This window comes from Limnobacter litoralis, from assembly GCF_030160455.1.
In the GTDB taxonomy this organism is placed as follows: domain Bacteria; phylum Pseudomonadota; class Gammaproteobacteria; order Burkholderiales; family Burkholderiaceae_B; genus Limnobacter; species Limnobacter litoralis.
Genome location: NZ_BSOJ01000027.1, coordinates 44,733 through 65,780, shown reverse-complemented (window position 1 = coordinate 65,780; position 21,048 = coordinate 44,733). Strand labels below are relative to the sequence as shown.

Annotated in this window: 20 protein-coding genes; 5 read left to right on the top strand and 15 right to left on the bottom strand. The window is 53.3% G+C overall.

Annotated elements, in window-relative coordinates; genetic code table 11:
• A complete protein-coding gene (locus QQJ87_RS11205; RefSeq protein WP_284281818.1) occupies positions 1-822 on the top strand; it encodes an SDR family NAD(P)-dependent oxidoreductase in 822 nt (273 codons plus the stop codon).
• A gap of 78 nt (positions 823-900) precedes the next feature.
• On the opposite strand, the gene QQJ87_RS14690 is transcribed toward QQJ87_RS11205, so the two are convergent.
• The 10 genes from QQJ87_RS14690 to QQJ87_RS11160 all read right to left on the bottom strand — a co-directional run bounded on the left by QQJ87_RS14690 (position 901) and on the right by QQJ87_RS11160 (position 7,329).
• Positions 901-1,005 carry a hypothetical protein gene (locus tag QQJ87_RS14690; protein WP_431310097.1) on the bottom strand — a complete coding sequence of 35 codons (105 nt, stop codon included), beginning with the start codon at positions 1,003-1,005 and terminating at the stop codon, positions 901-903.
• Between the two features lie 21 nt (positions 1,006-1,026).
• Positions 1,027-1,155 (bottom strand): hypothetical protein, encoded by a 129-nt coding sequence (locus QQJ87_RS11200; protein WP_284281817.1) that lies wholly within the window; start codon positions 1,153-1,155, stop codon positions 1,027-1,029.
• Positions 1,156-1,304: 149 nt separating this feature from the next.
• On the bottom strand, positions 1,305-1,607 hold the full coding sequence (locus tag QQJ87_RS11195; protein ID WP_284281816.1) for a hypothetical protein: 303 nt from the start codon (positions 1,605-1,607) through the stop codon (positions 1,305-1,307).
• A gap of 455 nt (positions 1,608-2,062) precedes the next feature.
• Positions 2,063-3,418, bottom strand: a complete 1,356-nt coding sequence (locus tag QQJ87_RS11190; protein ID WP_284281815.1) for a hypothetical protein — start codon at positions 3,416-3,418, stop codon at positions 2,063-2,065.
• A 5-nt stretch (positions 3,419-3,423) separates the two neighbouring features.
• Complete coding sequence (locus tag QQJ87_RS14635; protein WP_329671558.1) at positions 3,424-3,951, bottom strand: PAAR domain-containing protein; 528 nt, start codon at positions 3,949-3,951, stop codon at positions 3,424-3,426.
• Positions 3,952-4,048: 97 nt separating this feature from the next.
• Positions 4,049-4,672, bottom strand: coding sequence for a peptide-methionine (S)-S-oxide reductase MsrA (gene msrA, locus QQJ87_RS11180; RefSeq protein ID WP_284281814.1), 624 nt, complete (start codon positions 4,670-4,672; stop codon positions 4,049-4,051).
• Complete coding sequence (gene msrB, locus QQJ87_RS11175) at positions 4,669-5,172, bottom strand: peptide-methionine (R)-S-oxide reductase MsrB (RefSeq protein WP_284281813.1); 504 nt, start codon at positions 5,170-5,172, stop codon at positions 4,669-4,671. Before msrB ends, msrA begins: the two co-directional genes overlap by 4 nt.
• A 12-nt stretch (positions 5,173-5,184) precedes the next feature.
• Positions 5,185-6,021 carry a DUF1223 domain-containing protein gene (locus QQJ87_RS11170; RefSeq protein WP_284281812.1) on the bottom strand — a complete coding sequence of 279 codons (837 nt, stop codon included), beginning with the start codon at positions 6,019-6,021 and terminating at the stop codon, positions 5,185-5,187.
• A gap of 21 nt (positions 6,022-6,042) precedes the next feature.
• Positions 6,043-6,300: a pentapeptide MXKDX repeat protein gene (locus QQJ87_RS11165; protein ID WP_284281811.1), complete on the bottom strand. Its 258-nt coding sequence runs from the start codon at positions 6,298-6,300 to the stop codon at positions 6,043-6,045.
• Between the two features lie 129 nt (positions 6,301-6,429).
• Entirely contained in the window at positions 6,430-7,329 is a 900-nt protein-coding gene (locus QQJ87_RS11160) for a LysR family transcriptional regulator (RefSeq protein WP_284281809.1), read from the bottom strand.
• A gap of 90 nt (positions 7,330-7,419) precedes the next feature.
• Between QQJ87_RS11160 and QQJ87_RS11155 the strand changes: the two genes are divergently transcribed.
• Together QQJ87_RS11155 and QQJ87_RS11150 are read left to right on the top strand one after the other, a co-directional pair.
• A complete protein-coding gene (locus QQJ87_RS11155; protein ID WP_284281808.1) occupies positions 7,420-8,586 on the top strand; it encodes a mandelate racemase/muconate lactonizing enzyme family protein in 1,167 nt (388 codons plus the stop codon).
• A 100-nt stretch (positions 8,587-8,686) separates the two neighbouring features.
• Positions 8,687-10,474 carry a pyrroloquinoline quinone-dependent dehydrogenase gene (locus QQJ87_RS11150; RefSeq protein ID WP_284281807.1) on the top strand — a complete coding sequence of 596 codons (1,788 nt, stop codon included), beginning with the start codon at positions 8,687-8,689 and terminating at the stop codon, positions 10,472-10,474.
• Between the two features lie 11 nt (positions 10,475-10,485).
• On the opposite strand, the gene QQJ87_RS11145 is transcribed toward QQJ87_RS11150, so the two are convergent.
• From QQJ87_RS11145 to QQJ87_RS11130, 4 genes are all read right to left on the bottom strand, one after another.
• The gene (locus tag QQJ87_RS11145) at positions 10,486-10,863 is read right to left on the bottom strand and encodes a hypothetical protein (protein ID WP_284281806.1); all 378 of its coding nucleotides are present in this window, start codon (positions 10,861-10,863) and stop codon (positions 10,486-10,488) included.
• Positions 10,864-10,986: 123 nt separating this feature from the next.
• Positions 10,987-13,236 carry a CHASE2 domain-containing protein gene (locus tag QQJ87_RS11140; protein ID WP_284281805.1) on the bottom strand — a complete coding sequence of 750 codons (2,250 nt, stop codon included), beginning with the start codon at positions 13,234-13,236 and terminating at the stop codon, positions 10,987-10,989.
• A complete protein-coding gene (locus QQJ87_RS11135; RefSeq protein ID WP_284281803.1) occupies positions 13,233-14,570 on the bottom strand; it encodes a FecR family protein in 1,338 nt (445 codons plus the stop codon). The genes QQJ87_RS11140 and QQJ87_RS11135 overlap by 4 nt, the downstream gene beginning before the upstream one ends.
• The gene (locus QQJ87_RS11130) at positions 14,551-15,252 is read right to left on the bottom strand and encodes a response regulator transcription factor (RefSeq protein ID WP_284281802.1); all 702 of its coding nucleotides are present in this window, start codon (positions 15,250-15,252) and stop codon (positions 14,551-14,553) included. Before QQJ87_RS11130 ends, QQJ87_RS11135 begins: the two co-directional genes overlap by 20 nt.
• Positions 15,253-15,378: 126 nt before the next feature.
• Between QQJ87_RS11130 and QQJ87_RS11125 the strand changes: the two genes are divergently transcribed.
• Positions 15,379-15,744 carry a hypothetical protein gene (locus tag QQJ87_RS11125; RefSeq protein WP_284281801.1) on the top strand — a complete coding sequence of 122 codons (366 nt, stop codon included), beginning with the start codon at positions 15,379-15,381 and terminating at the stop codon, positions 15,742-15,744.
• An 89-nt stretch (positions 15,745-15,833) separates the two neighbouring features.
• Positions 15,834-16,895 (top strand): NAD(P)H-dependent flavin oxidoreductase, encoded by a 1,062-nt coding sequence (locus QQJ87_RS11120; protein ID WP_284281800.1) that lies wholly within the window; start codon positions 15,834-15,836, stop codon positions 16,893-16,895.
• A 1,046-nt stretch (positions 16,896-17,941) separates the two neighbouring features.
• On the opposite strand, the gene mgtA is transcribed toward QQJ87_RS11120, so the two are convergent.
• Positions 17,942-20,707 (bottom strand): magnesium-translocating P-type ATPase, encoded by a 2,766-nt coding sequence (gene mgtA / locus QQJ87_RS11115; protein ID WP_284281799.1) that lies wholly within the window; start codon positions 20,705-20,707, stop codon positions 17,942-17,944.
• Between the last annotated feature and the right edge of the window lie 341 nt (positions 20,708-21,048).

The following is a 21,048-nucleotide window of genomic DNA, read 5'->3' as shown; positions in this document are numbered from 1 at the left end:
ATGAAAAACTTCAAAGACAAAGTGGTGGTGATCACCGGGGCAGCATCAGGCATGGGCCGCGCTTACGCGCTGATGTTTGGCAAGCTGGGCAGCAAAGTGGCCATTTGCGACTACGACAACAAGGGCTTGCAGGAAACGGCAGAGATGACCCGCAAGACCGGTTGCAAAGCAGTGTTGGCAACGCAGGTGGATGTGTCCAAAAAAGAGCAGGTGTACGCCTTTGCAGAGGAAGTGAAAAGCACATTGGGCAATGCGCACGTGATCATCAACAACGCGGGCATCAGTGGCGAGGGGCTGCCCGTGTGGTTGAACCCCGACGACGTGATCGAGCGGGTGATGGCCATCAACTTTTGGGGTGTTGTGCATGGCACCAAAGCGTTTTTGCCGCAGTTGATGGAAAACGGCGAAGGCGCAGTGGTGAACGTGTCCAGCATTTTTGGCTTGGTCGGAACCCCCTCCAATTCGGATTACTGCGCCAGCAAGTTTGCCGTGCGTGGCTTCACTGAATCGTTGGGTGTCGAGCTTTCATCGAGCAAGATCCAGGTGCATTTGGTGCACCCCGGTGGCATCAACACCAACATTGCTAACAAGGAAGAGCACGCTGAATTCGCCAAGAAGTTTTTGACCACACCCCCGGAAGAGATTGTGGAATACGTGCGCAAATGCATCGAGAAAAACGAACCTCGTATTGTGTACGGCAACAACGCGGCGCGGGTTTGGTACGGTGCCCGTTTTGTACCTTTCAAAGTCTTGAAACATGTGTTGTGGCAGCAAATGGGCAAAACCCTGAACCCCGCGCATTACAAAGCTGTGCGTAAGTAATTACTGTGCACCGTCCACTTTCAGCGCGCTGGCCGGGTGTGTGAACACCCGCTGGCTTGCCTGATTCAGGTGGATCATTTATACCCTCACGCGCATGGATTCCAGGTACGAAGCAACTTGTACCAGACCCACGATGGACTTCATGAGATCGGCAGACACTCCATTCAAATGCAGGTTGGCCACATGCACCCAGTGGTTCGTGTGTTACTTGTTGCCGCCAAACAGCGCGTGCAAAGACCTGTAGCAACGTAAAACGGTCAGCGGCAATTCACCCGACTTGGAGTTTGGGTCGATGATGCCGCGAGACACTGCGCTTCTGCAATTGCTGATCATTTGTGCCAGTTCACTTTGTGTGAAACCGAGGTAGGACCCAGCTCGACCGAGGGCTGTACCCAGCTCTTGTTGATTAGACTCGAATTTGTAAGAATTGCTAAATGCTTTGAAAGATTATTAATTAACAGGAATAACTGGTCTTAAAATAACTAGAAATTTTTATGAAAATAGATTGGCTTGCCATGCTGCTTTGAGATTTTTAACGGGATAACGATATTTGAAAAAAGGTAATATCCGAAACCTTTTGCAACATATACATGAAGAAAGAAACCTAAAATAGCAAGGAAAAGGAAAATCGCCTCGTCCCCATAATGATGTGCGATTAGCTTTTGAAGCGGGTAGGCCATGGTTGAAATAGGTAAAACAATTGAGAGAATCGTTGATTTCAGTTTTTTTGAGATTTCACTGTGACTGTAATCCTTTTGTGTTTGGAATTGAGGCTTTCCGTTCATAAGTAAATATTCTTCAGTTTCCGAAATGTTCATCTTAAAGAAAGTACCGCTTTCATAGCTGTTTCTGGCTTTTATATAATTGTATATGGCTGTTAGAATGATTGAGCCTACGTATGTTATAAGAAAAATTTTGTGCGAAATGTTATTATTATTATTATTTTTTTTGATAAAATATATTGAGCTAATTGAAATAAATGGCGAGTAAATTAGGTAAATGAAAAATAAATTTTTTATAGAGTTATAAATATATTTTTTTGATAGATCTATTTTGGAAAAATTTAAAAATATAAAAAAAACGCTGATAATTAAACAAAAAATTATGTATTGATATAAATATTTTGAATTTAAATCAAGAATTCCATAAAAAATAAAGTAGTTTACTATTAATATAATAGGGGTGGATAAAGAAAAAATCTTTGATTCTTCAACTAATCGGCTGTTTTTTATTTTATCCATTATGGAGCAAGAAATATCGGATTGATGTTGATCGGTGAGTAGTCGTTTGAATTTTTTCTTCCGAGCTCTTCGACGCTGCTTTTTATTTTTTGCCCTATTTTATCTGTAATTTTGTATTTTTTATCAATAAAATCGATCCCTGTGGATACGGCAACCGCTATAAAAACTGTTCCTATCAATAAGGCTACAAATGGTAATCCCGCCGTACCAACCACAAATGATGTAATAAATAAAATTCCACTCACTGCAACTTCGGTTGCCGCAGCGGATATTGCTCCTTTTGTAATGTCCAGTCCTACAGTTGTAAATAAATCTAATAAGTTGAACTTTGAATCACTATCACCGGAATTTGTTGTTTGAAAGGCTTTTAACCACTCGGCTAGATCTATCCCAATTGTGAAAATTATACTTATGGCTGTGCCCTTTCCAACGGAGCCTTTTAGTGTGTTCCATGATTGATGTGCCGTTGTTGCAAAGCTGCCAGTCCCATGGGTTATTGAAATTACTTGACTGTTGTTGCTGAGGTATCTGGATGCTTTTATTATTTTTCGTGCGCCTGCAGTTCCTTTAAATACTATGTGATATACTTTCGTCCCATTTTTTCTGAAAAACGCTTTTAAATAGAATTTAGTAGATATCAAGTCCTTCACTATTTCTCTTTGATGATAAATTGATTCAGTAGTTCCTATTAGCTGTGAAAGCAGCCAGTTTCTTGTTAAAACTCCATCATCATCAATTGCAGTTTCTTTCCCACCGTTTTGTAAAAATTTTACGATTTGAAGCGGTATTTCTTTGCCCCAATCTTTTACCTCAACGACATAAATCGTTTTTTGAATCATCTGCGCTTTTTTCTCGTAATATTCAGTCGTCTTGTCCAATTGTGTTTGTATGGGCTCCAGCACATCAAAATGAGGCAGCTGCATCGAGACAATCAGCGGTGCTGGTTTGCCTTCCGGGTTTTGCGCAGTACAGGTGTGTGGGTCTAACTGATTGGGTTCATATCGGGCGATCAGCTTGCCGTTGTGTTTAAGCAGCAGCGCACCCATGAAGGTTCTACTCACCCAGAGATGCAACCTTTCCCCTTCACTAAACACCACTTGTGTTTTCGGTCGAATCAGCTTTTTGTCGCGGGTGTTGTAGAAGTCACTTTGCTCCGATTCGACACTGTACTGTCCGCCAAGACCCAGGTTGATGTCGAAGACCACGTCTCGGTGTTTGCGAAGCACCACGCGTAATTTTGGCTTTTTGCGTATGCAACGCACCGTTTCACCGGGCAGATCATTACAGGCTATTTGTGTGTCGCCATCCACGTGCATGATGGGCGAGTTTGGGAATGCTTTGGCGTAATCAGGCATGGTGTTTATTCGTCGCCTTGACGTTTGGTTTGCACTGCTTTGGCAAATCCGTGAGGGGCTTTCTTGAATTTGGTTTTGCCTTCGCCATCCAGCGTGCCTTCCAGCACGGTTTTCCCGATTTGCAGTTTGATGTTTTCACCTGCATTTGGCGCGTTGCCGTCGGTGTCCAGAAATTCCACTTCCAGCGGGCTGTGGGTTTCCGGTTCAGACTGTGTGCTGTCGTAATGTGCGGGAAAGTCCGTTTCGTCGGGTGCAGGCGCTGCCACTGCGATCAAACTGGCCCCGCAGGCGGTTTTGTGGCCATGCAGGGCGACGTTCATGTGGTTGTCGGTGAAGAAGGGGTGGCCCTGCACGATCGGAAAGACGTGCGGCGGGCACAGCGGGCAGCTGGTCATGTCTCCAACCCGTGCCACGGGAATTCGGGCGGGACCAAAAAAGGTGCTGGGGCTGCCGCTGATGACCTTGCCACCGTGGGTTGTGCTGTCGCCAAGAATGACTTGTGCCAATCCATCGACCAAAGGACGTGCTGCCATGTTTTGCCTGCCTTGAAATGAAACAAGCCTGAAAGTATTCAGGCTTGTTCAGGGGCTTGGCAAATCGGGTGATTTTTAGTCACTCTGTTGGGTGGTCTCAGTGAACTGACTTGCCCCACAGTTCTTTCACGCGGTTGTCGCGCCCACAATTCAACCTGTAAAACTCATAACGTATCGGGTTTTTTTGGTAGTAGTTTTGGTGGTAGCTTTCTGCGGGGTAGAAGTTCAACACAGGCGCCACTTCCGTGTACACATGCGGGAATTTGCCGCTGGCCACCAGTTTCGCTTTGCTGGCTTCAGCCACCTTTTTCTGGGCGTCGTTCTGGTAAAAAATAGCGGTTCGGTACTGGTGCCCTTCATCACAGAATTGTCGGTCTTGCACCGTGGGGTCGATGGTTTTCCAGAAATATTCCACCAACTGAGAATAGCTGACCTTGCTGTTGTCGAAGGTGACACGCACTGACTCGGCGTAGCCAGTTTGACCCGCGCTGACAGTTTGGTAGTTGGGCGAGGCCTCCGTGCCACCGGCATATCCCGAGGTGGTCTCGATCACCCCAGCCACCTTGTCAAAATCGGATTCGACGCACCAGAAGCAGCCACCAGCAAACACGGCGGTTTCAGTGGCTGCGCGGGCTGGTTGGCTTAAGCCTGCCAGTGATATAAAAAGCCCTGCTGCAAGCGGCAAGAAAGCAGACAGGCGTAAAAGCGGAGTGTGTTTCATGATGTCAGCACCGATGGAAGGGGTTCGCCTTCTGGCACGAATTTCAGGGCCAAACCGTTGTTGCAGTAGCGCAAGCCAGTGGGGGCGGGGCCATCATTGAAGACGTGCCCCTGGTGGCCACCACAATTGCTGCAGTGGTATTCCGTTCTCGGCAAAATCAGCCGGAAGTCGCGCTTGGTGCCAATGGCTTCTTTGTTGGCGTCAAAAAAGCTGGGCCAACCCGTGCCGCTGTTGAACTTGAATTCAGAGGGAAACAGCACCTGGTTGCAGGCGGCGCACAGAAAATGCCCTTTGCGTTTTTCGTCATTCAGGGGGCTGCTAAAAGGCCGTTCGGTGTTCTCATTGAAGAGCACGCCATATTGCTCTGCAGAAATCAATTTGAGCCATTCTTCGCGTGTTTTGTGTACTTTCGTCATTGTGCTACCTGCCATTGAAATTCGATTGACGGTGAGTCCCAGTGCTGAGACACCCAAACCTGCCAAAAGTTGTCTTCTGTTCATGATGTTTACCTTTTAATTTTGAGGCTGTTCGGTGCATTGGGCAAGCAACCCAGGCACGTTCAGTGCCTGAAAGATGCGTTGGCCCTGGTTACCGCTGACAACGATGCCAAGCCCCAGTTTGTGGCGCACCCAGTCGCGCTGCAGCGGGAAATTCATTTGAGCCGTGGCACCGCCAGATGGCTTTTTCGGTGCACTCAACATGGCCCTGACCACTGCGTCATGTCGAAGTGTTTCGCCCCGGTTCTCGCCAGAGTCCACTTGTTGGTTCAGCCCGTCTTCATACAAAAATACCGTGGTCTGGGTGCCCGCCGGTGCCTGGCCTTGCCATTCCTGCTCAATTTGGATGGACAGGCGATCTGCTTGCCCTTTCAACACGGTGGCTTGAATGGTCACAGGTGCTTTTTGATTGGCGTTCTCGCTCAGCATCTGGCGAAGGGTGGCGGGGTTGCGCCAGCCTCGATATTCACGACCAGACACAATGAATTCCGGTGTGTAAACAATCTGGCTGGCCCCGGCTTTTTGCCACTGGTACTGCCGTGCCGAGTAATCAGCGCTTGCATACGGGTCCTTCCAGCCGATGTAGTCCCAATAGTCCACATGAAAGGCCAGCGGCAAAACGCGATCGGTCAAGGTGCCGGTTTTCAGGGTGGTGCTCAGCCAGCGCTCAGCCGGTGGGCAACTGCTGCAGCCCTCGGAGGTAAACAATTCGGCAACAAGCATGGGGTGAATGGGGCTCTGCCATTGGCAGACAGGGGCGGCGCTTGCGGTACTGCCAATCAGGGCGATGGCTACACCTGCGATGGGAGCCAGAGTCTTCAACGATTTGCTGCCTGAGTGGATGTTGTTCATGTTGGTCCGCCCCCGGTTAAATTACTTCTTCATCATGTCGTCGTGTTTCATTCCATCGGCTTTCATGCCGTCGTGTTTCATGCCGTCCTTGTCCATGTGGTCTTTTTTCATGTGGTCTTTCTTCATGTGATCCTTTTTCATCATGTCGTCCTTCTTCATGGTGTCCTCTTTGGTCATTCCGTCTTTGGTCATGCCATCGTGTTTCATGTCATCGGCCGCGTGTACGTTGAAGGCAAACAGTGCAGTTGTGCAGGCCAGTGTGAACAGTGCTTTTTTCATGTCTAAATTCCTTTGGTTGGCCCGGATGGGCTTGAATGATAAAAATGCGATCACGCCTGGGTGTAGAAGATTGTGCGTGAACACTCTTCAGTTCGGTCTGCTTTTGAAATTGGTTACAGTCCAGTTCAATTATTTTTGCTGGGCCAGGTTGTCGATTAAAAAATCGATCAATTTGCGAACGCGGACCGGCAGATGCAATTGCGCGGGAAAGTAAACGAAGAGGTCGGCGCTGGGCAGTGTGTAGTCGGTCAGAATGCGGGTAAGTCGCCCGCTTTCCAGGTATTTGTTCAAGTCCCATTCGGACCGGATCAAAATGCCATGTCCTTCCAGTGCCCACTCCATGACGATGTCTCCATCGTTGCTTGCCAGCGCAGCTTGCACTTTGATGAGCTCGCTTTTTTTGCCTTTGTTGAAGCGCCAACTGCCATGGGCTTCATTGTTTTGTCGGTGAACGATGCAACGGTGATGCTGTAAGTCGGCCAAAGTACGCGGTGTGCCGCATTGTTTCAGGTACAACGGTGAGGCGCACAAAAAACGCCGGTTGCTCATGATGCGTCGTGCGCTAAGGCGACTGTCTGGCAGTTCTCCAAATCGAATGGCAAGGTCAAAACCATCGTCTACCAGATCGACCGGGCGATCAGTCACTTCCAGATTGACCTGTACGTCCGGGTGCAATTTGCAGAATCTCGATACCAAAGGCGCTATGACGGTCCGCCCGAAGCCCAGCGTGGCATTCAGCCGGATCGGTCCGCGTGGGGTTTGGCCACCGCTGGCCACCTGGTCTTCCATGTCGCGCAGGTCTTGCAAAATGCGGCTGGCGTGTTGCAGGTACAGTTCTCCCTCGCTGGTCAGGCTGATTTTGCGGGTGGTTCGGTTCACCAGCCGCACGCCCAAACGCGATTCCATGGCTGCAAGCCGCATGGTGATGGCGGGTGGGGTGATGTTCAGTGCGCGTGCAGTGGCAGCCAGGCTGCCATGGCGAGCCAGGGTGACGAAGAATTCAAGTTCGCTGGATTGGGCAGTCTTCATTTTTACTGAATAATAAAATCAGATTTATTAAAACACGAAGTACAACTGAATGCCTAAGATTTCCTCACCGCATCACTTAGGAGACATGCCGTGAGAATCGTTGAAATTCGTGAACAAACCGTGCCCATTAGCTCGCCCATCCGCAATGCCTACATCGACTTCAGCAAGATGACCTCCAGCCTGGTGGCGGTTGTCACTGACGTGATTCGCGATGGCAAACCCGTGGTGGGCTATGGCTTCAATTCGAATGGTCGCTATGGCCAGGGCAAGTTGATGCGTGAAAGGTTCATTCCTCGCATATTGGAGGCCAACCCGGACAGTCTGCTGGATGAAACCGGCCAGAACATTTGTCCGCACAGGGTGTGGGACTGCATGTTCACCAACGAAAAGCCAGGTGGCCATGGTGAAAGGTCGGTTGCGATTGGCACAATTGACATGGCCGTTTGGGACGCTGTGGCCAAAATTGCGGGCAAACCGCTCTTTCAGTTGCTGGCTGAGAAATATGGCAACGGTCAACCCAATCGCAAGGTGTTTGTGTATGCGGCGGGTGGTTATTACTACCCAGGGCAAGACCACGGCAAATTGAAAGATGAAATGCGAAGTTACATCGATCGGGGCTACACGGTGGTGAAAAAGAAGATCGGCGGTGCGTCGCTGGATGAGGATTTGCGCCGAATCGACTCAATTTTGAGTGTGTTGCAAGACGGCCAGAAGCTGGCTGTGGACGCCAATGGCCGCTTTGATCTGGACACGGCAATTGCCTATGCCAAAGCGCTTTCGCAGTACGACCTGTTTTGGTACGAGGAGGCGGGTGATCCACTTGATTTTGAATTGCAGGCCACGCTGCGCAATTATTACGACAAACCCATGGCCACTGGTGAAAACCTGTTTTCGATGCAGGACGCGCGCAATTTGATCCGTTACGGCGGCATGCGGCCCGACCGCGACTGGTTGCAGTTTGATTGTGCCCTCAGCTACGGTTTGGTGGAGTATCTGCGCACACTGGACATGCTGCATCAGCACGGATGGTCTGCGTCGCGCTGTATCCCGCACGGTGGGCATCAAATGTCATTGAACATCGCAGCCGGGCTGGGTTTGGGCGGCAATGAGTCTTATCCCGACCTTTTTCAGCCCTATGGCGGCTTCCCCGATGGTGTGAAGGTTCAGCAGGGCTATGTCACTTTGCCAGATCTGCCGGGTATCGGCTTTGAAGGCAAGGCTGACCTGTACGCCCGAATGAAAGCGCTGTCGGATTGAGTCCTGCTGGCCTTGTGTTGCGGGTGCGTCATTCTGCAACACATTGAATAGGCTCGAAAATTGCAAGGTATGTTCTGTTTGTAACAGCAGGAAACCGAGCATGAGACACGTCTTCAGAACCACTGCACTTGCGGCCACGCTGTGTGTGGCTGCCAGCCTGGCTGTTGCAGCCACTGCGGGGGCGGACACCGATTGGCCTGTGTTTGGCGGCAATTGGCAGCACCAGCGACACAGCGAGCTGACGCAGATCAATGTGCACAACGTCAATCGCCTGGAGCCCGCCTGGACATTTGACACCAAGGTGTCAGGCAGCTTTCAGGCCACGCCAATTGTGGTGGGGCGCGTCATGTATGTGTCACTGCCTTTCAATGGCGTGGTGGCTTTGAAAGCGGACACGGGCGAGGAAATCTGGCGTTACATCCACGATCGAATCAAAAGCCGCCCCATGTGCTGTGGCCCAGCCAATCGTGGCGTTGCCGTTGAAAACGGCCTGGTCTACATGGGCACGGTGGATTCACGACTCATTGCGCTGGACGCTCAAACGGGCAAGAAGGTGTGGGACGTCGATGTGACCGGTGGTGAGCAGGGCGTGCACGAAGACGCGGACACGTTGGGCAAAGACTTGAACACAAACGGCGGAAAGATGACCGTCGCGGGCACTTCGGGCGCGGGTATCAACATGGCCCCCATGGTGGTGGATGGTTTGGTGATTGTGGGCATTACCGGCGTGGGTTATGGGCTGCATCTGGACAAGCCTGACCCCAATGCGCCACTGGGCGAGGTGGTCGGCATTGCGGGCAAGTACGGTCGCCGTGGCTTTATGGCTGCGTTTGACGCCAAAACCGGTCAGCAGGTGTGGAAGTTTGACACGGTGCCTGCCACAGGCTGGGAAGGACATTTCCGCAAAACCACCCCCGATGGCGTACCCTTGCCGCGAAACATAGCCCAGGAAAAACGCGAGTTAAATAAGTACCCGGACGCTTGGGAGTATGGTGGCGGCTCCGCCTGGAGTACACCGGCCATTGATCGTGAAAACGGTCTTCTGTATTTCGGCACAGGCAACCCTTCGCCGCAGATGGAGGGTTCTTCAAGACCTGGGGACAACCTGTACACGGCCAGTTTGGTGGCGCTGGACGTTCACACCGGCAAAATCAAATGGTATTACCAACAAGTGCCGCACGATCAGTGGGGATACGATGTGGCCAGTCCGCCCGTTTTGTTCACTGCCAACATCAAGGGCAAGCAGGTGCCAGCGGTGGGCGAGGCCGGAAAGACAGGCTGGTTTTACGCTCACAATCGGATAACTGGCAAATTGCTGTACAAAAGCGACTCGTTCGTGCCGCGCAAGAACTTCTTTAAGAAACCGACTGAAGCCGGCACACTGATTTATCCCGGCGTGATCGGTGGTTCAAACTGGTCGCCTGTGTCGGTGGATGAGCAGCGCCGCGATGTGTTTGTTGCCGGCATTCACTGGCCGGTGCGTTACACCCTGCACACTTTGCCTGCGAATGCTGATCATGGTGAATTGAAGTACTCATCCATGGCGCCGACAGACGACGGCCAACGTTATGGCATCTTGAGCGCAATCAACCTCGACACAGGCAAGTTGCGCTGGCAGCACAAGGTGGACCAGCCACTCATTGGCGGGGTTTTGAGCACCGCCAGTGGTTTGGTGTTTACAGGATTGGGTGAGGGCAAGTTGATTGCCGTGGATGCAGACACCGGCAAACAACTGTGGGCGGGGCAAGCCGATGCAGGCGTGAATGCGCCACCCGTGACTTACACCGTCGACGGGCGCCAATATGTGGTTGCAGCCGCGGGTGGCAACAAGTTGTTTGGTTATCAAACCGGCCACACCATTCGGGCTTGGGCATTGCCAGCACCCTGAGCGTTTACCCTTCAGGGTTGAAGGGCCGCCTTGCTTTTGATGAGGCTCAGCAGGCTGGCCATGCTGCCCGTTTTGCTGAAAAAGCGAATGCGGCCCTGCGTGCGCTGTTCAAGTTGCCTGCCACTGCGTTCATCCGCCGTGAAGCAGGCAATTTGCGTGTTGGCCGGCAATGCTTCCAGATATTGCGCTGTTCGGTGAGCGGGCGAGTCTGGCAGGTCCAGATCAGAAACCAGAAAATCAAAATTCAGGCCTTGATCGACCAGCTCGGCCATGGTGGTGCATGTGGTCAGTGAGCAGGTGGGCAAATTGTCATTGATTAAACCCACCAGTAGCTCCAGCAACAGGTGGTTGTCCTCCAGCACGCAAATGCGGTAGGTGGTTTGGGTCATCTTTTTATATCCCTTGCCTTAGGGGTGGATTGTTGTTCCAAGGCTGTAGGGTAACGGCGCAATGGCAGGGCAGGTTGACCCCGTAATCATCTGTAACAAAACCGATGGCATTTTGAAAGCGGCTTAAAGCGATTCCACGTCGGTGCAGGGCAGTTCCAACCGAAACAAGGCGCCCCCCATCGGACTGGCCAAACAGGCAACGTTGCCCCCCAACTGCCGGGCAACCTGTTGGACGAAGTGCAGACCCAAGCCGATGCCCTTGTCACCCTTGGGTGCATCGCCTTGTACGAAGGGTTTGAATATCTGTTCGCGTTGTGTGGCTGGAATGCCGGGCCCTTCGTCTTCAACTTCGATTGCAACCATGCCGGGTGACTGTTCGTGATTCGTCGACAAACGCACCCACACCCTTCCTTTGGCTGGGCTGTACTTAATGGCATTGTCGAGCAGGTTTTGTAGCACGCGCGCCAGCAGTTCGTGATCGCCCTGAACGTAATACAGGGCATTGTTTTCTTCGAGCGTCAGAGTGACTCCAGCCCTTTTTGCGTTGGCACTGGCTTGATAAATCGCCTCCAAAGCCAGGTTGTTGATTTGCACTTCCGTCAGATTGACCGTGTTGTGCTCGGCCCGCTGGGCTTCCAGAAAACCTTGCGCCATGCTCAGGGTGCGTCGGGCGGCAGCGGCAATCTTGTCCAGCAAGGGCCGATTGTCCGACTCGGAGGTCTGTTCTCTGGCGTCGTCGATCATTGCGAGTATGCTGGACTGGGGTGCCCGCAGGTCGTGAGACAAAAACCGGATGGTGTCGTCGCGTTGCTGTTGAAGGGTTCTTTCCTCGGTTCGGTCGATCAGCAGCAGCAAAGTAAACTGATTTTTCCCGCTGGCAATTGAAAAGGCCTGTGCTGAGAAGATGCGTGACTGACCCGACTGGACTTGAAGTGTCAATTCCTGACTTTCATGCGCTGTCAGCAGGCTGTTCCAGGTGTCTGATCCCCAAAATTCTGGCAGTGTTGCACCCTCAGTCAGCGCAAACTGTTGACGCGCCAGTTCATTGAGCTTGACCAGGCGGTGATGCGTGTCCGCAATCATGACGGGGTGCGGATGTTCTTCCAGAATGGTCCTGAAAAAAGTTTCGGACTCGCCAATCAGGGTGTGCAGCGCCTCGATGGTTCGCAATTTCGCGCTCAATGGGTCTTCGGCGGCGTGAAGGCTGCGCGGCGCGGACCAACCGAACAGATTGCCCAGTGCCCTGTCGGGGTGCAGCTTTTCAAGTTGTTCGCTTGCAAAGCGGGACACCCACTCCAAACGCTGCCAGCTCCAGAGCGGGTACACCATCAATACGGCAAACAGGGCTTGAGCCGGGGCGATGAACACCCCCTTCGCGGCAACGCCGATCCACATGACGCCCAAAATGGCGAGAATGAACATCAGCACGCCCAATGCAAGTTGTCGGCTTGCACTGTGACCGAACAGACGAAGCAAACCAATCACGGCCAGCACCGCTAAAACCCATGACCATGCCGTTGAAAGATGCCGGTAGTGCAGATTTTTTAAAAGTGCGTCTGTGGCTTGGGCATGCACTTCAACCCCGGGCATGTAGCCACCACCTGGTGTGATAAAAAGGTCCTGAAGACCCGCTGCCGTGGCACCCACAAAAACCAGTTTGCCCGCAAGCAGGCTTTTGGGAACCTGTCCTTTCAGCACCTCCACGTAAGACACCGCAGGCACTGACCCCCCGGGGCCGGCAAACGGAATGTGCCACACTCCAGCAGGCTGGGGTGAAATTTGGGGCAGGGCGCTGTTTGCCATTGCCCACGACAAAGAGGGCATTGCGCCCGCATCGCTTTGCGGCGTCTTTAAGCTGCGCAGTATGCCGTCAGGGTCTACATGGACACCGATGTCAACCCATTGGCCGGGCTTGCTTTTGAGGGTTTCGCTGGGTGTCAGCCACCCGTTTCGCAATCCGGGCAAATTGGCCCGATCCGCCTGAATGGCGGGCAAAAAGACAGGCATGCGTGTAGTCGAAATTGCGTCGGCAAGTGCTTTGTCCTCGGTCGGTGCCTTTGCAGGCTCGGTCAACACGATGTCCAGGGCCACCGCCTTCACCTCAGACTTTGAAAGGCGATCAATCAGTTGAGCATGCAGGGCGCGAGACCAGGGCCACTGACCCAGTTGGCTCAAGCTGTTGTCATCAATGGAGATCAACAACAGTTGGGGATCTACTTTTCTGTGGAACTGGCTGAGTGCCAGGTCATCAAAAAGCCGGTTCAGTGTTTCGGGGGCTTTGCTGAACGAGAACAGCACACAAAACAAAATCAGCCAGGCCGCCAGAATGATCTGGGGCCTGAGCAGTGCCGGCTTTTTTTCAGGGTCATTCACTGGCTTTTGGGCGCGGACGGCAGACTGACCTTGGGACCCACCAGCAGTGTTTGTGCAGGGCTTTCATGCACCAAGGTGTTTGAACTGTCGAAGTAGCTGACCTGCCACACATAGGCGCCTGGCTTGAGACAGCACACTGAGGCAGAGGGTGCTTGAGTCATTTGTTGGATGGCCGGTGCATTTGCTGAGGGTGTAATCCTTAGTTGATAGCGCTGTGCTTGACCAAGCGGCACCCATTTGAAAGTCACTGAACGGCCATTGGGATCTGTTTGAATGGCCGACGGACTTTTACCACCTTTGCCAGTCAGCCGGTCGATCATCAGGGTTTGGGCCTCACCCTCTGCACCGTTGGGTAGGGTGTAAGCCGCTTTGGCAAACCACACGCCGTCTGGCAGGTCGGGGATATTAATCACCGGGTTTGCACTGCGTGTCTCGAATCGTGGATTGTCAAAGGCGGTGTTGTCGGCCACGGTAACGTGCACATTGGGTGCAGCCATGGGTGTGTCGCCCAAGGCAAGATCCACCTGCTCTGAAACCTGAATACTGCTGTCGATATTCCAGCGCGGCGCAGTGGGCAGGCTGGTTGTGCTGAGTTGCCCTTGCGAATCAACGCTGGCCAACTCGCCCCCTCGCACCAATTGTTCTTGCTTGCCTTGTGGCGCACCCAATGCCACGGCCCCGTCGAGCACTTCCAGCAGGGTGTTGTCTTGTTCACCGAGTCCAAATCGGAATTCTGTGCCACGCACGCCAGCAATGGCTTGAGGCGTGCGCAAAATGAAGCGGTCATCCTGCTTTTGCCGGGTTACGATGGCCTCCACTTTGCCTTGCTGCACAGAGAGATCCGACTCAATTCGGTTTTTGAAGGCTGATTTGGCCAGTGCGTTGACTTGCACCTCGGTGTTGGAGGGCAAGCTGATGATTGAGCCGTCGGGCAGCTTGATGCTGGCAAAACCTTGTGGTCCGGTGCTCAGGCGGTCTTTGTAGGCCACGGTTTCACCCGCTTTTGCAGCGTGCGCAGTTTGTCCGAAAGGGATCAGGTTGACAGGCCCAGTGCTGGAAACAATGGTGGCCAGACTGCGCTCCTGCTTCAACAGGTTGACCGGAATCCGCAAATGAGTGCCAGGTTGCAGCAGTTTCGGGTTTTTCACCGCATTTAACTTCACCACCTCTTTCCAGGCTTCATCGCCGTTCAAGTAGACCTGAGAGAAGGTCCAGATGGTGTCGCCCTTGATCACTGTGTAGTCGAGATTGCCATTGTCGGCCGAGATTGCCGGGCTGCAAAGACCAGCCAAAGCAAAAAGCAGGGTAAAGGTCTTAAACGGAGTGTGTCGCATGGGTGGCAACCAGTCGGTATCCGAAATTGTAAATGGGCATCAGGTGATAACCCTGTTCAGCATCGTTCAGGTGCAGTTTGGTTCTCAAGCGCGACAAATGCGCGTCCATCGAGCGCGTCGTGATGTTGTCGTTGCCCCAAACGTGTTGTTGAATGTAGGTTCTTGAAAGGGCTTTGTCTGCGTTGCGAAACAGCAAGAGTGACAAGTTCAGTTCCTTGGGCGTCAGCGCGATGTCCTCGTCGTTCAAACGCACGATGGATTCAAGCGCTTTGAATGTGTAGGGCCCGTAGGTCTCAGTGGCTTTCGGGGCTGTAGCGGGTTGGGCACGTCTTAGCGTGGCATGCACACGGCTTAAAAACTCGCCTTTGCGCACGGGCTTGGTCAGGTAATCGTCAGCGCCGTTGTCCAGTCCTTCCATGATGCTGGCCTCGCCCCCAAGATTGGTCACAAAAATGACGGGCGTGTCGGATTGCATGGCCTTGCGGATCCAATGCAGCACTTCAAGTCCGCTCATGCCGGGCATTTGCCAGTCAATGACGATCAGGTCAAATGTTTCGCGGTGCAGGTGTTTGACAAAAAGGCGGGGGTCCTGAAACAGATCCGTGCTGTGCCCGGCACCTTGCAAAAACTCGCTCAGGCGGGCTGTTTCCGAGGGTTCGTCATCCAATAACGCAATTCTCACGTTAATCCCTTTGTTGTGGCAATCATGCAAACTATGACAAGGTACAGCCCAGGCTGTTACTGTATCAAAGTTTCAAGGCCATCACGAAACAAGCAACCTGTTGATGTACTACCCAAGGAGATCCACATGAAAAAACTCGCAATTGCAGCATTCTCATCCATGGCTTTGTTTACAGCTTTGGCGCACGCCGATGACGCACACATGAGTGCCAAAGGTGAAACCCAAATGGACCAGCATCACAGTGGCATGGGCATGAAAGAGGGCGCTGAAATGAAAGCCGATGGCGCCATGAAAGGCCAAATGCACGGCAACATGAAGGGCCATGACAAGGAGCACATGAAGGGCCACATGAAAGGCAAAATGAAAGACCACATGAAAACAGATGGTGATGCAAAGGCCGAGGCGGGTGCAAAGGCTGACCTGGGCGTGAGCGGCAAGAAGTTGGGTGTTGACGCCGGCGTTGGCGTGGGTGTCGGGGCAACTTCCAAGTAAAGCTACTTTGAAGTAATATCCAAAACAGGAACGGCTGGTATTGTTCGCGCAATGCCGCCGTTTTTCTTTTTCCAATCCATTGGTCTGTCATGAAAACTCGAATCACTGAACTGTTTGGTATTGAACATCCGCTGCTGTGCCCCGGCATGACCTATGTGGCCAACGCCGATCTGGTGGCTGCCACCAGCAACGCAGGTGGCTTGGGTATTCTGGCCATCGGCCATTTGACGCCTGCGCAAACTCTGGATGAAATTCGGCGGGTGAAATCGCTGACAGACAAACCTTTTGGCATTGGTTGCGCCTTGTTGATGCCGGGCGCCCGTGAAAATCTGGAGGTTGCCCTGGCCGAGCAGGTACCCGTGGTGAATTTTTCACTGGGAAGCGGTGCCGATGTGTGTGAACGGGTACACGCCTATGGCGGGAAGGTGATTGCCACGGTGGTGTCTGCCAAACATGCATTGAGTGCCCAAAAGGCGGGTGTGGATGCTTTGCTGGTGACGGGTCATGAAGCGGCTGCGCACGGCGGTTCGGTCACCTCGCTTGTGTTGATACCCGCCATTCGGCAGGTGACCAACCTGCCGATTGTTGCCGCAGGTGGGTTTGGCAGTGGGGCAGGGCTGGTGGCGGCCTTGTCGCTGGGCGCCGATGCCGTGGCCATGGGCACGCGCTGGGCTGCCACACAAGAAAGCCCTGTGCATCAAACCACCAAAAGCATGATCGTCGACAAGCAGGTTGAAGAAACGATTTACAACGCGAATTTTGACAGCATGCCCTGCCGCGTCATGGCCACGCCCAACGCGAAAAAAGTAACCGCCAAAAAATTGTCATTGTGGCGTGCCGTGTGGCGTGCCCTGCAGGCCGCCCGAGACACCCGTCGCCCTGTGGGCAGTTTGATTCGCGACGTGTTCAAAATGGGGTTTGCACAAACCTTGAAAGTGACATTTTTTGGCGCGTCCATTTTGTCCATCAAACGCGCCACGATTGAAGGCGATCACCAGCGCGGTGTTCAACTGATCGGCCAGGTACAGGGTTTGGTCAGCGATGTGCCCACGGTGGCCTCGCTGACTCAGCGCATCATGCACGAAGCTGAAATTGCCCTGCAGTCCCTGCCCAGGTCTGAACAGCCCCAGGAAGCTGCACTGGCTCAGTAAGCGGCCCACCCGAATGTCTTGCACCGGTATCCAGAACAGCTCATAGGTCAGACCTTGCTTCTCTTGCGTGCGGTCTTTTTCGTCGATCAGGTTGAAATAGGCTACATCGCCGCCGTAAGTATTCTGGTAAACATACGTCAGTTTGCTGCGGAATGTGCGGGGCGTGTCAATCGATGGGCCACCACCACCGTTGACTGAATCGTCAACCGTGTTGCGCATGTAGGCCATCTGCACAGACACCACATTGGGATCGCCCAAATACTGATACTGCATGTCCAGTCCAATGCTCTTTTTGTGCTGGTAAGCATTGCCGTCTGTGGGGGTAGTGGTGCCGTCGTACACGTCGGCCAGCATGCCACTGGTGCCCACCATGATGTTCTGGCTGCCCCAGTCTTTGGTGTAGGCCAGGCGCCAGTAGGGGTTGTTCAAACCCTGCAACTGCGTGGTGTCGGCCGTGGGTGTACCCGCGTTCAAGATTGAAAAGATCTGGTTGGCTGTGCGATACAGGCCAAATTCTGCATACACGCAACTGTTCCACAGAGCGTAGGCTGTTAAACCGGCCACCCCACTGTCAGACGCGGTGGTGGGGTAGGGTGTGTTGGCATCGGTGAACTGATAGGCACCGGGTGAGCCAACGGGCACATACTGCATCCATGCGGGTGCAGCGTCCAGCGTGCTGGCCACTTTGGCGTACTCTGCCAGCGCCATGACCGAAAAGGGCATGGTGCGCTCGCCCATGGTGTAGCCCGTTTCCTTGAACAGGCGACCAAACGGAGTCAGCTCTGGAAACTGCCCGCCTGCGTGGCAAGCCACGCATTTTTGTTGGGTTTGGCGTGCGAACACTGGGATTGCCTGAGCGCTGTTTGTGGCGAACAGGCTCAGAATGGCGCCAGCAAGCAGCAATGCCCGAAGCACTGCTGGCTGATTGGATAAACGGATTTGATGAATTGACATAGCTCGCCCCCCGTGTGGCTTTTTGTAATTGGCTTAAGCAATTTTTAACAAAAAGCAAACATTGGCGTCTTGATCTAAATCAAGCCAACACTCTAATTCCACCCAAACCGACGCGCGTAATAGCCCTTCACAGCCTGTGTCAGTGCCATGTAACCCACCACAATCAGCGCAGTCAGCGCAAAGTAAAGCGGCGGCAGGGCCTGCAGCTTGAAGTAATGCGCCAAGGGCCCCATGGGCAGAAAAATACCCACTGCCATGATGATGCCGGTCATGACGATCAACGGCGTGGCCGCCCGGCTTTGGATGAACGGCAGCTTGGGCGTGCGGATCATGTGCACAATCAGCGTTTGCGTGAGCAAGCCCATGACGAACCAGCCAGACTGGAACAGGGTTTGGTGTTCAGGGCTGTTGGCACCAAACACAAACCACATCATCAAAAACGTGATGATGTCGAAGACCGAGCTGAGCGGCCCGAAATACAGCATGAAACGGCCAATTTCAGCGGGCTGCCAGGTCAGTGGCTTGGTCAGCATTTCATCGTCAACCAGGTCGAAGGGCACCGCAATTTGTGAAATGTCGTACAACAGGTTTTGAACCAGCAAATGCATGGGCAGCATGGGCAAAAACGGAATGAACGCACTGGCCACCAACACTGAAAACACGTTGCCGAAGTTGGAGCTTGCGGTCAGCTTGATGTATTTCAGCATGTTGGCAAAGGTGCGGCGGCCCTCCAGCACGCCTTCTTCAAGCACCATCAGGCTCTTTTCCAGCAAGATGATGTCGGCGGCTTCTTTGGCAATGTCCACGGCGGTGTCCACTGAAATGCCGATGTCGGCCGCACGCAGGGCGGGGGCGTCGTTGATGCCATCACCCATGAAGCCCACCACATGGCCGTTGCCTTTCAACATGCGCACAATTCGTTCTTTGTGGGCCGGTGTCAGTTTGGCAAACACATTGTTGTCTTCCACCGCTTTGGCCAGTTCCGCGTCGTTCATGCGCTCGATTTCACCACCCATCAGCACACCGCGCTGCTCCAGGCCCACTTCGCGGCAAATTTTGGCGGTCACCAGTTCGTTGTCGCCAGTCAGCACTTTCACGGCCACGCCATGCGCGGCCAGGGCTTCCAGGGCAGGGGCTGTGGATTCCTTGGGGGGGTCCAAAAAGGCCACGTAACCAATCAAGGTCAAGCCAGACTCATCGGCAATGCCGTAGTTCTCCCGGCGGGGTGGCATTTCCTTGGCGGCCACGGCCACCACGCGCAAGCCTTCTTCGTTCAGGTCGCCAGTCACCTGACGAATGCGATCCAGCAGCGCTTGCGAGAGGGGTTCAACCCCTTCGCCATGGCGGACGTGGGTGCACACGGACAACACTTCTTCAACCGCGCCTTTGGTGATCAGTTCGTGGTGGTCTTCACGTTCGCTGACGACCACAGACATGCGCCTGCGGTTGAAATCGAACGGAATTTCGTCGACCTTGCGGTAGTTGCGTGCGGGGTTTAGTTCACGGTGCACGTCGGCGTGTTCCAGCACCGCCACGTCCAGCAGGTTTTTCAGGCCCGTCTGGTAGTAGCTGTTCAAATAAGCCATTTCCAGCACCTCATCGGCCTCTTCGCCCCACACATCCACATGCCGTGCCAGAAAAATCTTGTCTTGCGTCAGGGTGCCTGTTTTGTCAGTGCACAGCACGTCCATCGCGCCGAAGTTCTGAATGGCGTCCAGGCGTTTTACGATGACTTTTTTGCGTGACAGAAACACCGCACCCTTGGCCAGTGTAGAGGTCACGATCATGGGCAGCATTTCGGGGGTCAGGCCCACGGCAATCGACATGGCAAACAGCAGGGCTTCCATCCAGTCGTGCTTGGTAAAGCCATTGATGAACAGCACCAATGGCGCCATGATCAACATGAAGCGAATCAGCACCCAGCTGACCTTGTTCACACCAGTTTGAAAGGAGGTGGGCGCGCGGTCGGTGGCGGTGACGCGGCTGGCCAACGCGCCAAAATAGGTGCGGTTACCCGTGCTTAGCACCACGGCTGTGGCTGCGCCTGACACCACGTTTGTACCCATGAACAAGATGTTGTCGAGCTCCAGCGGGTTGATGGTGCTTGCATCGCGTTGTGCCGCAAACTTTTCAACGGGCAGAGATTCCCCGGTCATGGCGGCTTGCGATACAAACAGGTCTTTGGCGGACAGCACGCGGCAGTCGGCAGGAATCATGTCGCCAGCCGACAAAATCAGCAGGTCACCCGGCACCAGCAGCTTGATGGGCACTTCCTCGCGGCGGGCTGATTTCGCTTGAATCTTGGCGCCGTAAAATTGCTCGAACACCTCAGCGGCGTCCTCGGTGACATCGCGGCGGCTGACTGTGGCCGTATTGCTGACCATGGCTTTCAAGGCGTCGGCCGCCTTGTTGGACTTGGCCTCTTGCCAGAAGCGCAGAAGCGTGGACAGCACGATCATGGTCGAAATAACTGTGGTGGCCTTCATGTCGTGTGTCAGGAAAGACACGATGGCCAGCAGGGTCAGCAGCAGGTTGAACGGGTTGCGGTAGCACTGCCACAGGTGCACGCGCCAGTGCAGGGGCTTTTCATGTTCAACCTCGTTGTAACCCACGCGGCGGCGCACCAGGTCAGCCTGCGGCTCAGACAGACCATCGCTGTGACTTTGCAGGCTTTTTAGCAATTCATCATTGTTCAATCGCGCCGCCTTGACCAGATGTTGAGTCAACTGCGGCGGTAATGTCCGGCCAAATTCAGACTGAGGCAGGGTCTCCAGTAGGGCAAGACGCTTGAAATGGCGACCCAGGTGGCGATTGCGCAAAAAGCCGGCAAAAAATTCTTTCAAGAGGGCGAGGTTCATTGTTGTGTGCTCCTGACAGGGGCCCTATAACTGATACGAACAGGAATAGCTGGGTGAGCCATTAACTCTTGAGACACACGGAAGGCATACACAGGCGACGGACAAACTATCCGTGCGTGTGCCAGGCGATCTGTTCACTCAAAAAAGGAAGGAATTTGTAACAGGAATTTGTTACAGAATTACCACCGTTTAAACACTGGGCTTAACGGTGGATGCAGTAGAAACTGGATTTACCGTCAGGCCAAGCGGGTTGCGATCGATATCAACGATCGACTACTGTCACCACAAGAGGTTCCCACTCGGATCTCCAAATTTACAAAGTGGTGCGAGTTTACTGCTGC